The organism is Pseudonocardia sp. TMWB2A, from assembly GCF_017312135.1.
Genome location: NZ_QKQY01000002.1, coordinates 6,147,525 through 6,162,080 on the forward strand (window position 1 = coordinate 6,147,525; position 14,556 = coordinate 6,162,080).

Here is a 14,556-nt window from a genome sequence, read left to right on the forward strand (position 1 = left end):
AACCCGGCGACAGCGACGTGCCACCCCGCACGGTCCTGCTGCTCCATGCGATCAACCAGCGCTCCCGATGGCGCGCCGACTACGACGCGGCCGTCCTGGCGACCGCCGATGCCCCACTCGACGACCGTTCGGCAACTGAGGGAGCAGCGGCATGACGAAGACGACGGAGCGGCTGACGGTCATGCAGGTGTGCGCCGAACTCGGGATCTCGCGGTCGACGTTCTACGAGTGGCGGGCGAAGAACCGGGCGCCGCGGTGCATCAAGCTCCCCAACGGTGACCTGCGGGTCCGTCGTGCGGAGTTGGAGCGCTGGCTCGATGCGCACGAGGAGGCAGCCTGATGGAGACCTCCTACGACGTGCGGATCTGGAAGGTCGAGGTGTACTCGGGCGCACGGACCACGACGCACACCGTGAAGTGGTCGGTTGCTGGGCGACGATGGCGAGTTCCGTACAAGACTGCGGCTCTGGCTGATGCTTTCCGGTCCGAGCTGCTGGTCGCTGCGCGGCGTGGCGAGGCGTTCTCGCTGGACACCGGTCGTCCGATGTCGATGGATCGCTCCGAACGGCGCGTCGGGTGGCTCGCGTTCGCCCGGGACTACGCAGCGATGAAGTGGCCGCACCTGGCTCCGAACTCGCGGCGCAACACGGCGCGGGCGCTGACCAACGCCACTTTCGCGCTGATCACGAGTGAGCGAGGCCGGCCGGACGACGCCACGTTGCGCAAGGCTCTGACCGCGTGGGCGTTCAACGTCCGGGCCAGCACGAATACCGCTCCGCCGGAGCCGATTGCGCGTGCGTTGGCATGGCTGGAACGGAACACCCGTGAGGTGGGTGACCTGGCCGAACCGGCCGTCGTACGCGCTGTCCTGGACGCACTGACAGTTCGTGGCGACGGTGGCCGTGCAGCCCCGGCCTCGATCGCTCGGCAACGTGGCGTCGTGGTCAACCTCGGCGAGTACGCGGTGGAGCGTCGGCTCCTGACCCGCAACCCGGTGACCGCGATTGCGTGGAAGATCCCGCGCACGGTGAAGACGGTGGACAAGCGAGCGGTCGTCAACACCGTCCAGGCCCGCGCCCTGCTGTCCGCCGTCGGCAGCCAGAAGCCGAGCGGCCCGGGCCTGGTCGCCTTCTTCGGCCTGCTCTACTACGCCGCGCTGCGGCCGGGTGAGGCTGTGACACTCCGCGCCGCTGACCTTCAACTTCCCGACGAGGGCTGGGGCGAGTTGCTGCTGACCGGATCCACCCCGGAGGCCGGCGCTTCCTGGACCGACAACGGCCGACGCCGCGAGGAGCGAGAGTTGAAGCACCGGGCCCGCGGTGAGACCCGCTCGGTCCCGTCTCCCCCACCGCTCACCGTCCTGCTGCGGGCGCACCTCGCCGAGCACGGCACGACGCCGGACGGCCGGCTGTTCCGCGGTGTCCGCGGTGGTGATCTCCCGGAGGGCACCTACTGCCGGGTATGGCGGAAAGCTCGCGCGAGCGCTCTCACCGAGTCGGAGGCCGCTTCGCCGCTCGCCCGACGCCCCTACGACCTCCGCCACGCCGCGGTCTCGACATGGCTCAACGCAGGGGTGCCCTCGACCCAGGTCGCCGAGTGGGCCGGACACAGCGTCGCCGTCCTGCACCAGATCTACGCGAAGTGCATCGTCGGCCAGGAGGACGCCGCCCGGCAGCGGATCGCCGACGCCCTTGGGGCTACCTCGTGAGCGACGGAACTTCGGTACGTATTCGGTACAGCCACCCGCCGAGCACCGGTCAGGGCCGGGCACGACCGGACAACATCATCTCGGCTTCGTCGGGTGTAATCGCTGGTCAGAGGGGTAGTCTCGACGTGAAAGCGGGGTGCCCCCGGTCGGACTCGAACCGACACTGGGACCCTTTTAAGGGGCCTGCCTCTGCCGTTGGGCTACGGGGGCGCCGCGACAGCGTAGCCAGGGCGGGAAGGACTCATGCCGAGCACCGAGAAGGTCGACCTCCGGGGCGCCGCGGCGACCCTGCTGATGACCCTCTACATGCGACGCCTGGACGCCCGGTCCCGCCGTCCGATCCTGGGCGACCCGTGGGCGGAGCCCGTCTGGGACCGCATCGAGCACGACGTCCACGGCCTCTGGCAGTTCACCGGCGACGTCTCGACCATCGTGTGCCGCGCCGCGATCCTCGACGGCTGGACGCGGGAGTTCCTCGCCGCCGAGCCCGCCGGGCAGGTCCTGCACCTGGGCTGCGGACTGGACAGCAGGCCGTTGCGGGTCGGGGTGCCGTCGACGTGCCGCTGGGTCGACGTCGACCAGCCCGAGGTGATGGAGGTCCGACGCCGGCTCTACGACCTCCCCGACAGCATCGAGCAGGTCTCCGGCTCCGTCACCGACGACGGCTGGTGGTCCGCCGTCGACCCGACGCTGCCGACGCTGGTCGTCGCCGAGGGGCTGTTCATGTACGTCCCGGCGGAGGCCGTGCACGCGACCGTCGACCGGGTCGTGTCCGGCACCCCCGCGGTGACGCTGGCGTTCGACGCCGTCGCCCCGTGGACGGTGCGTGCCTCGCGCTGGACGCCGACGTTCCGCGCCGTCGGTACCGAGTTCCGGTGGTCGTGGAACCCCGCGGAGTTCGCGCACCGGCACCCGTCGCTGACCGAGCGCGACGACATCTCGATCTACGACGAGGTGTCCCTGCGCGAGCCGCGGGTGTGGCTGCGCCCGCTGTTGTCGGCGGCCGGGCACGTCCCCGCCATGCAGGACGCGATGCGCCTGCACCGCTTCACCACCGGCTGAGTCCCGGGACCGGGACACCCGGCGAGATGCAGCTCAGCGGGCGACGACCCGTACCGGAACCCCGCTGAGCTGCATCTCGGCGACGGCATCGGCGCGGGAGACGCGACGCGCCCCGGGGGGCCGGGGCGTCGCGGCGGAGGGTGTTGCGTAGAGGTGAGCAGAGCAAAGCCACGCCGGAAGAGGCCCCGACCAGCTGCGATGGTGTTCATCGTCGGGTCGGCGACAATCCCGCGGCCCGCGCGGTGTCCGCCAGGACCTGCTCGACCATGGCCGGGGTCAGCCGTCCGGTGAAGGTGTTCTGCTGGCTCACGTGGTAGCAGCCGAACAGCTCCAGCGGCTCCCGGTCGGGCCGGGCCGGGGCCAGCGTCACCGACGCCCCGTGCCCGAACTTCGGGGCCGGCCGCGGGACCGTCCACCCCGCGCCGGCGAGCACCGGCAGCAGCGCCTGCCACCCGAAGCCGCCGAGCACCATGACCCCGCGGACCGTCGGCGCGAGCAGGTCGAGCTCCTGCTCCAGCCAGCTCCGGCAGGCGTCGCGCTCGGCCGGGGTCGGCTTGTTCGCCGGCGGCGCGCAGTGCACGGGCGCGGTGATCCGGACCCCGTGGAGCTCCAGGCCGTCGCCGATGTGGGAGGCGGTCGGCTGCGACGCCAGCCCGACGGCGTGCAGCGCGGCGTAGAGCACGTCGCCGCTGCGGTCGCCGGTGAACATGCGCCCGGTCCGGTTGGCGCCGTGCGCGGCGGGAGCCAGCCCGACGATCAGCATCCGCGCGTCGGGCGGGCCGAAGCCGGGCACCGGGCGTCCCCAGTAGGTCACGTCGCGGAACGCGGCCCGCTTCTCCCGGGCCACCTGCTCGCGCCACTCGACCAGCCGCGGACAGGCCCGGCACTCGGAGATCCGCTGGTCCAGGACCGCCAGGGTCATGCGATCGATCGCGCGATCCCGTCGAGGATGTCGTGCTCGGAGACGACGACGCGGTCGATCCCGGCGCGCGCGTGCAGCTCGTCGGCCAGGGCCTGCACGACCAGCGCCCCGGCACCGATGACGTCGACGCGGCCCGGGTGCAGCGAACCGTGCTTCTCCCGCTCCGACCGCGACGACCGGATCAGCAGGTCCGCGACCCGGTGCAGGTCCTCGCGGGTCAGCGTCGAGCCGTGCACATGCTCGCGGTCGTAGGCGGGCAGCTCCTGGGCGATCCCGGACAGCGAGGTGATCGTCCCGGCCACCCCGACCCAGGTCGTCGCGGTCTCGACCGGCACCGACGCGAACGCCTCGGCCAGCACCTCGGCGGCGACCACACGCGCGGAGTCGATCTCGGCGTCCGACGGCGGGTCCGAGGGCAGGCAGCGCTCGGTCAGCCGCACCGACCCCATGTCGACCGACTTCGCCGCGGTCACCACGGCGGCCCCGTCGCGCAGCTCCCCCACGACGACCTCGGTGGACCCGCCGCCGACGTCGGTCACCACGAACGGGCCGTCGTCGGGGTCGAGGTCGCCCACGGCGCCGACGAACGACAGCCGCGCCTCCTCGTCGCCGGAGATGATCTCCGCCTCGACGCCCAGGGTGTCGCGGACCATCGCGAAGAAGTCCTCGCGGTTCGACGCGTCCCGGGTCGCCGACGTCGCCACCATCCGGATCCGCTCGGCTCCCTTGCGGCGGGCGGCGACGGCGTAGTCGACCAGCGCCACGCGGGTCCGCTCCAGCGCCTCCGGGTCGAGCCGGCCGGTCGCGTCGACCCCCTTGCCGAGCCGCACGATCCGCATCTCGCGGTGCAGGTCGCGCAGCTCCTTCTGGCCGTCGAAGGCCTCGGTGACATCGGCGACGAGCAGCCGGATCGAGTTCGTTCCGCAGTCGATGGCGGCAACCCGCGACATCGGCACTCCTTCGGGTACGACGACGGTCGGTCCGAACCGTAGTCGGAACGCCTGGGATCGGTCGCACGCCGGGGTTACCCTCCGGTAATGGCGACGACGCACACCCCCGCCCCGGTGTCCGACCTCGGCACGCACCAGGTCGTGAACCAGGTCCCGCCCCGGGCCGACGGCGACCTGCTCTCCGCGGACCCGGCCGTCGTCGAGGCCATCGGACGCGAGGGGGGCGACCCGGCGGCACTGCGGGCGCTCGCCGGCGAGATCGGGACGGCGGAGCACCGCGAGCACGCCCGCGCCGCCAACGCCCACGAGCCCGAGCTGCGCACCCACGACCGCACCGGACACCGCGTCGACGAGGTGACCTTCCACCCGTCGTGGCACGCGCTGATGCGCACGAGCGTCGAGCACGGCCTGGCCGCCGCCCCGTGGGCCGCGGCGCCCGGCACCGGTGCGCACGTCACCCGGGCCGCGGGCTTCTACCTGACCTCGCAGGTGGAGCAGGGTCACCTGTGCCCGATCTCGATGACCTACGCGTCGGTGCCCGCGCTGCGGCACGCGCCCGAGCTGGCCGCCGCCTACGAGCCCGGCCTGACCGCCCGCCGCTACGCGCCCGGCCTCGCCGTCCCGGCCGGCAAGGACGGCCTCCTCGCGGGCATGTCGATGACCGAGAAGCAGGGCGGCTCCGACGTCCGCGCCGGCACCACCGTCGCCACCCCGCAGCCCGACGGCGGCTACCGCCTCACCGGGCACAAGTGGTTCACCAGTGCCCCGATGAACGACCTGTTCCTCACCCTCGCCCAGGCCCCCGGCGGGCTGACCTGCCTCGTCCTGCCCCGGGTGCTGCCCGACGGCACCCGCAACGCGATCCGGCTGCAGCGGCTCAAGGACAAGCTCGGCAACCGGTCCAACGCGTCGTCGGAGATCGAGTACGCGGGCGCGGTCGGCTGGCGGGTCGGCGACGAGGGCCGCGGCGTCCGGACGATCATCGAGATGGTCTCGATGACCCGGCTGGACTGCGTGCTGGGCTCCGCGGCGACCGCGCGGGCCGCGGTCACCGAGGCCGCGCACCACGTCGCGCACCGGTCCGCGTTCGGGGCGCGGCTCGCCGACCAGCCCCTGATGCGGGAGGTCCTCGCCGAGCTCGCCGCCGAGACCGAGGCCGCGACCGTCCTGGCGCTGCGGCTGGCCGGCGCCGTCGACCGGGGTGAGACGGCGCTGCTGCGCCTGGCCCTGCCGGTGTCGAAGTACCTGGTGTGCAAGCGGACCTCGACCGTCGTCGCCGAGGCACTGGAGTGCCTGGGCGGCAACGGCTACGTCGAGGAGTCCGACCTGCCCCGGCTCTACCGGGAGGCGCCGCTGAACTCGATCTGGGAGGGCTCGGGCAACGTCACCGCGCTCGACGCGCTGCGCGCCATCGCCCGCGAGCCGCACGCCGTCGAGGCACTGCTCGCCGAGATCGACCTCGCCGCGGGAGCCGACCCGCGGCTGGACGCGACGGTCACCGCGCTGCGCGCCGAGCTGGCCGCGCCGGAGGAACGCCGGGCCCGCCGTCTCGCGGAGCTGGCCGCGCTGGCCCTGCAGGGGTCGCTGCTGGTCCGCCACGCCCCGACGGCCGTCGCGGACGTCTTCCTCGCGACCCGGCTCGACGCCGACGGGCCGCTGCGCACCGCCGGGACCCGGCCGGGGAAGGACAGCGTCGGGGTGCTGCTGGAGCGGGCGACGCCCTGACCGACCGGGCGGTCAGGCCATCGCGGGGCTGTCGCCGGGTACGAGCACGAGCCGCCCGAAGACGGTCCCCGCGTCCATGCGGCGGTGCGCCTCCACCGCGGCCCGCAGCGGCAGTACGTCGTCGACGACGGTGCTGAGCGCGCCCCGGACCGCCGCGTCGAACTGGTCGGCGCGGACCGCGTCGCGTCGAGGGTGGGGGACGGTGTCCAGGCTGAAGGTGGCGAACGAGCGCGACTGCTGGAACGCCCGGATCAACGCCGACCCCACGTCGGCGGGCGGGAACCCGGCGACCGCACCGACGAGGACGAGCCGCCCGTTCGGAGCCAGCCGATCCAGGAACGCCGGGACGTCCGGTCCCCCGACCACGTCGATGATCACGTCGTAGCGGTCCGTCCCGCCCCCGCCGGACCGGTCGAGGACCCGGGTCGCCCCGAGCTCGCGCAGTCGGCGCCCCCGTTCCGCGGACGAGGTCGTGACCGCCACCTCGCCCGCACCGCCCTGCACGGCGAGCTCCACCGTCGCGATGCCGATGCTCCCCGCCGCACCGCGGACCAGGACGCTCTCGCCGGGCGCGTGGTGGGCGTGCGCCAGGGCGAAGTGCGCCACGGGTCCCGCGCTCCCGAGGGTCACCGCGCGGGCCGCCGTCAGGCCGTCCGGCAGGGCGACCACGTCGCCGACCGCCACGAGGACCTGCTCGGCGTAGGCACCGCCGATACCGGTGAAGGCCCAGACCCGGCGGCCCGTCCACGCCGGGTCGACCCCCTCCCCGGTCGCGGTCACCACTCCCGCCGCCTCGCTGCCCGGCACCATCCCCACCGGGAACCCGGTACCGAGCAGACCCCGCCGGATCACCGCGTCCACACCTCCGACACCGATCGCCTCGGCCCGGACGAGGACCTGACCCGCGTCGGGTCGCGGCACCGGGACCTCGACCACCTCCAGCCCGTCCGGGGCACCGAACTCGCCGATCCTGACCGCCTGCATCTCCGGGTCCTCCCTGGTCGCGTACCCTTCCGACGGTAGTGGACGCACCCGTCCACTTAGCGGAAGTGAGAGAGATGGATCGCGAGCCGACTCGGCTACGGGCCGACGCGCAGGAGAACCGTGACCGGATCCTCGCCGCGGCCCGCGTCCTGTTCGCCGAGGACGGCCTCGACGTCGGTATGCGCGCGGTCGCCCGGCGGGCCGGTGTCGGCCCGGCCACGCTGTACCGCCGCTTCCCCACCCGGGACGACCTGGTCCGGGAGGCGTTCGCCGAGGAGATGCAGGAGTGCCGGCGGATCGTCGTCGACGGGGTCGCCGACGAGGATCCGTGGCGCGGCTTCCGCACGGTCGTGCACCGGCTCGTCGCCCTGAACGTGCGGAACCGGGGCTTCGTCGACGCGTTCACCGCCGCGGAGCCCGCCCGCGACCTCCTCGCCGGCCACCAGCGGGAGCTGCTGCGCATGATCGACGGGCTCGCGTCACGTGCGCGGGCCTGCGGCGCGCTGCGCCCCGACTTCACCGTCGACGACCTGATCCTGGTCCTGCGGGCCGGGCGCGGTCTCGCCACGGCCCCGGAGGCGAGCCGCGGACGCGATGCGGAACGCTTCGCCCGGCTCGCGGTCGACGCGTTCCGTGCCGGGCGGGACCGTGGGCAGCCGGTCTAGGAGCAGGGCGGCCCGGACCGCCACCACTCCCCGATCTCGTCGAGGGCCTCGTCGCCGAACGGGTTCACCCCGGACCCGGCGGCGAGGGCGTGTGCGACGTGCACGTGCAGGCACTTGACCCGGTCCGGCATGCCCCCGGCCGTGACGTCGGGGTGCGTGGCGAGCGGCTCGATGGCGTCGCGCTCGGCGAGGTAGGTCTCGTGGGCGCGGCGGTAGGCGGCGGCCAGCTCGTCGTCGACGGCCAGCCGCTCCTCCATCTCCCGCATCCGGCCCTCGGCCTCGAGGGTTCCGATCCGCGACGCCAGCCGGGCGCAGGTCAGGTAGTACAACGTCGGGAACGGGGTGCCGTCGGGCAGCCGCGGCGCGGTCTGCACGACCGCCGGGTGCCCGGACGGGCAGCGGTAGGCGACCGCGAGGACCCCGCGCGGGGCGCGGCCGAGCTGGTCGGCGACGGCGTCGAGGTCGGCCTGGGCGACCGGGCCCGGCTCCAGACCGGGCGGACGGGAACGAGTGCTGCTCACGCCCTCATCGTCGCGGGTCGCCCGTGACGTCGTTCCAGAGGGTGTGGAACCAGGGCACGCCGGGCTCGGCCTGGCCGTCCTCGACGACCGGCGCCGGCGGGGCCGGGAACTGCACGACGTAGGGGGTCTCCCCCGGCTGGACCATCCCGAGCCGGGACCGGGCCTGGGCCTCGACCTCGGCCGGGTCCGAGAGCCGGGCGCGGTCGGAGGACAGCCGCGCCACGTCGGCCTCCAGCGCCTGCTGCCGGTCGGAGACGTCGGCCAGCTCCTGGCGCTGGGCGACGAAGTTGTGCAGCGGCACCGCGACGGTCAGCGCGAGCGCGCAGACCACGATGGCCAGGATGGCGGCCCGCTTGGTCGACGACAGGCCCAGCAGCCCGGTCGTGCGGGCGACGACCTCGCCGGCGCGGGACCGGGCGCGGGTCAGACGGGGCCGGGCGCCCTGCGGTCCGGCCGGCCGCGACCGCGCGCCGGAGCCGCCCGTCGACGCGGGGGCCCGCGCCGAGCGTGCGGTCGTGGTCCGCGGCTTGGCCGCGGCACGGCCACGCCCCGTGCCGGTCGTGCGCGCACGAGCGTCCCGTCCACGTCCCCGACGGTCCGCCATGCACCCTCCCGTCCGTCCCGGGTTCCCTCACCCGTCAGTGCCGCCCGTGCCGCTCCGTGGCGACCCGTCCAGCATGCCGCCCGATCGGGCACCGGTGGGGGTGCCGCGCCGGACCGTCCGCAGACGATCCGGGCGGCACCGAGTCACCGACGGGGGAACGACCGGAGCGTCAGCTCTGGCCGGGCACCTGGTAGCGCGGGAACGCCAGCTCGCCGTTGTAGCGGGCGGCGTCACCGAGCAGCTCCTCGATGCGCAGCAGCTGGTTGTACTTCGCCACCCGCTCGGACCGCGCCGGGGCGCCGGTCTTGATCTGACCGCAGCCGGTCGCGACGGCGAGGTCCGCGATGGTGACGTCCTCGGTCTCCCCGGAACGGTGGCTCATCATGCAGCGGTACCCCGCGTTGTGCGCCATCGTCACCGCATCGAGGGTCTCGGACAGGGTGCCGATCTGGTTGACCTTCACCAGCAGCGCGTTCGCGGCGCCACGGGCGATGCCGTCCTCGAGCCGCTCCGGGTTGGTGACGAACAGGTCGTCGCCGACGAGCTGCACCTTGTCGCCGATGGCCTCGGTGAGGCCGACCCAGCCGTCCCAGTCGTTCTCGTCCAGCGGGTCCTCGATGGACACCAGCGGGTAGGAGTCGACCAGCTCGGCCCACACCTCGGACAGCTTGTCCGCGGTGATCTTCTTGCCCTCGAAGGAGTACTTGCCGGCCTCGTGGAACTCGGTCGCCGCGACGTCGAGCGCCAGCACGACGTCGGTGCCCAGGGTGTAGCCGGCGCGCTGCACGGCGGCGGCGATCAGGTCGAGCGCCCCGCGGGTGCCGCCCTTGACGTCGGGGGCGAAACCGCCCTCGTCGCCGAGGCCGGTCGACAGGCCCTTGTCCTTCAGCTCCGACTTGAGCGCGTGGTAGACCTCCGCGCCCCAGCGCAGCGCCTCGCGGAAGGTCTCCGCGCCGATCGGCGCGACCATGAACTCCTGCACGTCGACGGAAGTGTCGGCGTGCGCACCACCGTTGAGGATGTTCATCATCGGGACCGGCAGGACGTGCGCGTTGGAGCCGCCGACGTAGCGGAACAGCTCCAGGCCCGAGGACTCCGCCCCGGCCTTCGCGACGGCCAGCGACACGCCCAGCAGGGCGTTCGCGCCGAACTTCGACTTGTCCGGGGTGCCGTCGAGGTCGACGAGGCGCTGGTCGACCAGTCGCTGGTCCACCGCCTCGACGCCGACGAGCTCCGGCCCGATCTCGTCGAGGACGGCCGCGACGGCCTTCTCGACGCCCTTGCCGCCGTAGCGGTTCTTGTCGCCGTCCCGCAGCTCGACGGCCTCGTGTTCGCCGGTCGAGGCGCCCGACGGGACCGCGGCACGCGCCAGCGTGCCGTCGTCCAGCGCGACCTCGACCTCCACCGTGGGATTGCCCCGGGAATCGAGGATCTCGCGTGCCCCGACCTGCTCGATGACCGCCACCGTGACTCCTGTTCTGATCGCGGGTGTCGTCCGGTGCGTCAGCGTAGTCACCGGTGGGCCCCCGGCGGGGGACGCTTGCGTCACCCTGCTCCGCACCGGCGGTCTGTCAAGACCTCGCATCCCGCCCGGATCGCACCTAACGTAAGAGTGACCATGAGCAGTCCCCGTGCGAACCACCAGGACCCGGTCGCGGCGTTCCGCCGTGCTGACCGGCTGCTCTCCCGGCACCGCCCGCTCGAGGCGCTCGACGCGCTCCGCCCCGTCCTCGATGCACACGGTCCGGACGAGCCCGGCGACGCCTCGGTGCACCTGCTCGCCGGCCGCGCCTACCTCGACTCGGCGCAGCTGCGGAAGGCCGAGGCGGCGTTCGTCCGGGTCGTCGAGATGGATCCGGCCGACCACTACGCGCGCTTCGCACTCGGCAAGACACTGCAGCGTCAGGGCAGGCTCGGCGAGGCCGAGACGCAGCTGAAGATCGCCTCGGCGATGGATCCGCGCCCGGAGTACCAGGAGGCGCTGGGCGAGGTGCGGGCCCGCATCGCGCTCGCGCCCGACCGTCCCTGATCTGCGAAAACGGATCTTCCGGGGCGAATGCCCCGCGACACTTCCCCGCCCGATCGGGTGAGGTTAGCCTTCCCGCCCGGCAGCTCACCCTCACCTGGCGACTGCCACCGGTGACTGGGCTGCAGGAGGTCGCATGCTGGGGAACGCGCTCATCGGGCTGCGTGAAGGACTCGAGGCCGCGCTGGTCGTGGCGATCCTGGTGGCCTTCCTGGTCCGTACCGGGCGACGCTCGGAGCTGCCGCGGGTGTGGGCGGGCGTCGCGCTCGCCGTCGCGGTCAGCGTCGGCGTCACGCTCGGGCTGACGCTCACGCAGCAGGCGCTGACCTTCGAGGCCCAGGAGGCACTCGGCGGCTCGCTCTCGATCATCGCGGTCGGCTTCGTCACCTGGATGATCTTCTGGATGCGCTCGCACGGCCGGACCCTGTCCCGGGAGCTGGAGGGCGCCCTGGACCGGGCCGTGTCGATGGGGCCGTGGGCCGTCGTCGTGATGGCGGCGCTCGCCGTGGGCCGCGAGGGCCTGGAGACCGCGATCTTCTTCTTCGCCGCCGCACAGGCCGCGGGCGAGACCGCCGGACCGCTGGTCGGGTTCCTGATCGGCATCGCGATCGCCGTCGCTCTCGCGTACGCGATCTACCGCGGCGCGCTGAAGATCAACCTGGGGCGGTTCTTCACCGTCACCGGCTTCCTGCTGATCTTCGTGGCCGCCGGGATCCTCGCCTACGGCGTCCACGACCTGCAGGAGGCCGGGATCCTGCCGGGGCTGACCACACTCGCCTTCGACGTCAGCGACGTGATCCCCGCCGACTCCTGGTACGGCACCCTGCTCAAGGGGATCTTCAACTTCTCACCGCAGACGACCGTGCTCGAGGCGGTCGTCTGGTCGGTCTACGTCGTGGTGGTCCTGGCGCTGTTCCTGCGCCCGGCCCGCCGTCGCGCCCCGGCCACCGCCGACGCCTGAACCCCGCACCGCCCACGGTGTCGACCCCTCTAGGAGAACGCACGATGTCCCCCGTCACGCGCACGGCCGCAGGCCTGGCGTCGCTCACCGTCGCCGCCGCACTGCTGGCCGGCTGCACCTCGACCGCTCCCACGGCGCAGGGCCCGGGCGACGGCGGCCCGATCACGGTCAACGCCACCGACACCGCCTGCGAGGTCTCGACCACCGAGGCCGCCGCCGGGAACATGACGTTCCGGATCACCAACGCCGGCAGCAAGGTCACCGAGTTCTACCTCTACGCCACCGGTGACCGGATCATGGGCGAGGTCGAGAACATCGGCCCCGGGCTGTCCCGCGACCTGATCGTCGAGGTCCCCGACGGCGGCACCTACACCACAGCCTGCAAGCCGGGCATGTCCGGCGACGGCATCCGCGCCCCGTTCACCGTGACCGGCTCCGCGCAGCGCGCCACCGACACCAACGCCGAGCTCGCCGCCGCCACCGCCGGCTACCTGCGCTACGTGTCCTCCCAGTCCGACGCGCTGGTCACCAAGAGCTCCGAGTTCGCCGCCGCCGTCTCGGCCCGCGACGTCGCGAAGGCCAAGTCGCTGTTCCCCGTCGCCCGCACCTACTACGAGCGGATCGAGCCCATCGCCGAGTCCTTCGGCGACCTCGACCCGAAGCTCGACGGCCGTGAGGACGACGAGCGCGACCCCGGCGTCGCCTGGACCGGGTTCCACCGGCTCGAGAAGGACCTCTGGGTCGACGGTCTCAAGGCCGACTCCCCGCAGGTCGCCGCCACCCTGGTCACCGACGCCAAGGACCTCCAGGGCCGCATCCCCGGCCTGAAGCTCACCCCGGCCGAGCTCGCCAACGGCGCCAAGAGCCTGCTCGACGAGGTCGCCACCGGCAAGATCACCGGCGAGGAGGACCGCTACTCCCACACCGACCTCTGGGACTTCCAGGCCAACGTGGAGGGCTCGCAGGCCGCCGTCGCCGCACTGCGCCCGGTGATCGACCAGAAGGACCCGACGCTCGGCCCGGTGCTCGACCAGCGCTTCGAGGCCGTCGACACGCTCCTCCAGGGCTACCGCGTCGGCGACGGCTACAAGCTCTACACCCAGCTGACCCCGGACGACACGAAGAAGATGGCGGCGGCCGTCGACGCGCTGGCCGAGCCGGTCAGCAAGGTCGCGGGCACCGTCACCGCATGAGCCCGCTGCACGTCTCCCGGCGACGACTGTTCGGCCTGACCGGTGCCGGTGTGGCACTGGCCGGGGCGGGCGTCGCCGCCGGGTACGGCCTCTCCGGCGACGCGGCCGCCTCCGGCGACGGCACCGTCGCGTTCCGCGGCGACCGCCAGGCCGGGATCGTCACCCCCGCCCAGGACCGGCTGCACTTCGTCGCGCTCGACCTGACCAGCACCGACCGGGCCGCCGTGCGCGACCTGCTCGCGCGCTGGACGGCGTCGGCCGAGCGGATGACGGCCGGCCAGGAGACCGCCGACGGCGGCGCACTGCCCGCCAACCGCTACACCGCCCCGGCCGACACCGGGGAGGCGCTCGGGCTGCCCGCGGCGTCGCTGACGCTGACCTTCGGTGTCGGACCGGCGTTCTTCGACAAGCTCGGCATCACCGACCGGCGCCCGGCCGCGCTCACCACGCTGCCCCGCTTCCAGGGCGACCAGCTCGACCCGGCCCGCTCCGGCGGGGACCTGTGCATCCAGGCCTGCGCCGACGACCCGCAGGTGGCCGTGCACGCCGTGCGCAACCTCGTCCGCGAGGGCTTCGGGGTGACCGAGGTGCGCTGGTCGCAGCTGGGGTTCGGGCGGACGTCGTCGACCTCGACCGGGCAGGCGACCCCGCGCAACCTGTTCGGGTTCAAGGACGGCACCAACAACCTCAAGGCCGAGGAGCCGGACCTGCTGGACCGGCACGTGTGGGTCGGCGACGAGGGACCGGAGTGGCTGCGCGGCGGCTCCTACCTGGTGGCCCGCCGGATCCGGATGCACATCGAGAACTGGGACCGGTCCAACCTCGACGACCAGCAGCGGACCATCGGCCGGGACAAGGGCGAGGGCGCACCGCTGACCGGGAAGGCCGAGTTCGACACCGCCGACCTGGCCGCGACCGACGCGTCCGGCCCGGTGATCGCCGACGACGCCCACATCCGGCTCGCCTCCGAGCAGGAGAACGGCGGGGTGCGGATCCTGCGGCGCGGCTACAACTTCGTCGACGGCTCCGACGGGCACGGGCACCTCGACGCCGGGCTGTTCTTCGTGGCGTTCGTGCGCGACCCGCAGCGCCAGTACGTGCCGATGCAGCGCAGGCTGGCCCGCTCCGACGCGCTCAGCGAGTACCTGGAGCACAACGGCTCGGCGCTGTTCGCGGTCCCGCCCGGTCTCGCCGAGGGCGACGACCACTGGGGTCGCGCACTGCTCGCCTGACCCC

At 73.4% G+C, this 14,556-nt stretch carries 16 protein-coding genes and 1 tRNA gene; 10 read left to right on the top strand and 7 right to left on the bottom strand.

Features of this window, described 5'->3' with window-relative positions; all coding sequences use genetic code 11:
* Window positions 1-17 precede the first annotated feature (17 nt).
* From DMP17_RS43295 to DMP17_RS43305, 3 genes are read left to right on the top strand one after another with little or no spacing between them, the layout of a single operon-like run.
* A complete protein-coding gene (locus DMP17_RS43295; RefSeq protein WP_337832519.1) occupies window positions 18-155 on the top strand; it encodes a hypothetical protein in 138 nt (45 codons plus the stop codon).
* Window positions 152-340: a helix-turn-helix transcriptional regulator gene (locus DMP17_RS43300; protein ID WP_060713268.1), complete on the top strand. Its 189-nt coding sequence runs from the start codon at window positions 152-154 to the stop codon at window positions 338-340. Before DMP17_RS43295 ends, DMP17_RS43300 begins: the two co-directional genes overlap by 4 nt.
* Window positions 340-1,707 (top strand): tyrosine-type recombinase/integrase, encoded by a 1,368-nt coding sequence (locus DMP17_RS43305; protein WP_337832520.1) that lies wholly within the window; start codon window positions 340-342, stop codon window positions 1,705-1,707. Before DMP17_RS43300 ends, DMP17_RS43305 begins: the two co-directional genes overlap by 1 nt.
* A 137-nt stretch (window positions 1,708-1,844) precedes the next feature.
* Here the strand turns inward: DMP17_RS43305 and DMP17_RS43310 are convergent.
* Window positions 1,845-1,917: transfer RNA gene (locus DMP17_RS43310), tRNA-Leu, on the bottom strand.
* A gap of 33 nt (window positions 1,918-1,950) precedes the next feature.
* Between DMP17_RS43310 and DMP17_RS43315 the strand changes: the two genes are divergently transcribed.
* The gene (locus DMP17_RS43315; protein ID WP_226355209.1) at window positions 1,951-2,769 is read left to right on the top strand and encodes a class I SAM-dependent methyltransferase; all 819 of its coding nucleotides are present in this window, start codon (window positions 1,951-1,953) and stop codon (window positions 2,767-2,769) included.
* Window positions 2,770-2,974: 205 nt separating this feature from the next.
* Here DMP17_RS43315 and DMP17_RS43320 read toward each other — a convergent pair whose 3' ends face one another.
* Both DMP17_RS43320 and DMP17_RS43325 read right to left on the bottom strand, forming a co-directional pair.
* Entirely contained in the window at window positions 2,975-3,691 is a 717-nt protein-coding gene (locus tag DMP17_RS43320; protein WP_337832521.1) for a uracil-DNA glycosylase, read from the bottom strand.
* Window positions 3,688-4,641, bottom strand: coding sequence for a Ppx/GppA phosphatase family protein (locus tag DMP17_RS43325; RefSeq protein ID WP_337832522.1), 954 nt, complete (start codon window positions 4,639-4,641; stop codon window positions 3,688-3,690). The genes DMP17_RS43320 and DMP17_RS43325 overlap by 4 nt, the downstream gene beginning before the upstream one ends.
* 87 nt (window positions 4,642-4,728) lie before the next feature.
* Between DMP17_RS43325 and DMP17_RS43330 the strand changes: the two genes are divergently transcribed.
* Complete coding sequence (locus DMP17_RS43330; protein WP_337832523.1) at window positions 4,729-6,366, top strand: acyl-CoA dehydrogenase family protein; 1,638 nt, start codon at window positions 4,729-4,731, stop codon at window positions 6,364-6,366.
* Window positions 6,367-6,378: 12 nt separating this feature from the next.
* Here DMP17_RS43330 and DMP17_RS43335 read toward each other — a convergent pair whose 3' ends face one another.
* Window positions 6,379-7,350 (bottom strand): zinc-binding dehydrogenase, encoded by a 972-nt coding sequence (locus DMP17_RS43335; protein ID WP_337832524.1) that lies wholly within the window; start codon window positions 7,348-7,350, stop codon window positions 6,379-6,381.
* Window positions 7,351-7,424: 74 nt separating this feature from the next.
* Here DMP17_RS43335 and DMP17_RS43340 point away from each other — a divergent pair, with 74 nt between their 5' ends.
* Window positions 7,425-8,015: a TetR/AcrR family transcriptional regulator gene (locus DMP17_RS43340; protein ID WP_337832525.1), complete on the top strand. Its 591-nt coding sequence runs from the start codon at window positions 7,425-7,427 to the stop codon at window positions 8,013-8,015.
* Here DMP17_RS43340 and DMP17_RS43345 read toward each other — a convergent pair.
* From DMP17_RS43345 to eno, 3 genes are all read right to left on the bottom strand, one after another.
* The gene (locus DMP17_RS43345) at window positions 8,012-8,536 is read right to left on the bottom strand and encodes a DUF501 domain-containing protein (protein ID WP_374203831.1); all 525 of its coding nucleotides are present in this window, start codon (window positions 8,534-8,536) and stop codon (window positions 8,012-8,014) included. The two genes, DMP17_RS43340 and DMP17_RS43345, sit on opposite strands and share 4 nt — an antisense overlap.
* 4 nt (window positions 8,537-8,540) lie before the next feature.
* Window positions 8,541-9,140: an FtsB family cell division protein gene (locus DMP17_RS43350; RefSeq protein ID WP_073577652.1), complete on the bottom strand. Its 600-nt coding sequence runs from the start codon at window positions 9,138-9,140 to the stop codon at window positions 8,541-8,543.
* Between the two features lie 169 nt (window positions 9,141-9,309).
* A complete protein-coding gene (gene eno / locus DMP17_RS43355; RefSeq protein WP_226355203.1) occupies window positions 9,310-10,605 on the bottom strand; it encodes a phosphopyruvate hydratase in 1,296 nt (431 codons plus the stop codon).
* Window positions 10,606-10,758: 153 nt separating this feature from the next.
* On the opposite strand from eno, the gene DMP17_RS43360 reads away from it, so the two are divergent.
* From DMP17_RS43360 to efeB, 4 genes are all read left to right on the top strand, one after another.
* Window positions 10,759-11,169 carry a tetratricopeptide repeat protein gene (locus tag DMP17_RS43360; protein ID WP_043279643.1) on the top strand — a complete coding sequence of 137 codons (411 nt, stop codon included), beginning with the start codon at window positions 10,759-10,761 and terminating at the stop codon, window positions 11,167-11,169.
* Window positions 11,170-11,302: 133 nt separating this feature from the next.
* Window positions 11,303-12,127: an iron uptake transporter permease EfeU gene (gene efeU / locus DMP17_RS43365; RefSeq protein WP_226367247.1), complete on the top strand. Its 825-nt coding sequence runs from the start codon at window positions 11,303-11,305 to the stop codon at window positions 12,125-12,127.
* 44 nt (window positions 12,128-12,171) lie between these two features.
* Window positions 12,172-13,320, top strand: a complete 1,149-nt coding sequence (gene efeO, locus DMP17_RS43370) for an iron uptake system protein EfeO (RefSeq protein ID WP_337832526.1) — start codon at window positions 12,172-12,174, stop codon at window positions 13,318-13,320.
* Entirely contained in the window at window positions 13,317-14,552 is a 1,236-nt protein-coding gene (gene efeB / locus DMP17_RS43375; protein ID WP_226355200.1) for an iron uptake transporter deferrochelatase/peroxidase subunit, read from the top strand. The genes efeO and efeB overlap by 4 nt, the downstream gene beginning before the upstream one ends.
* The last annotated feature ends 4 nt before the right edge of the window (window positions 14,553-14,556 follow it).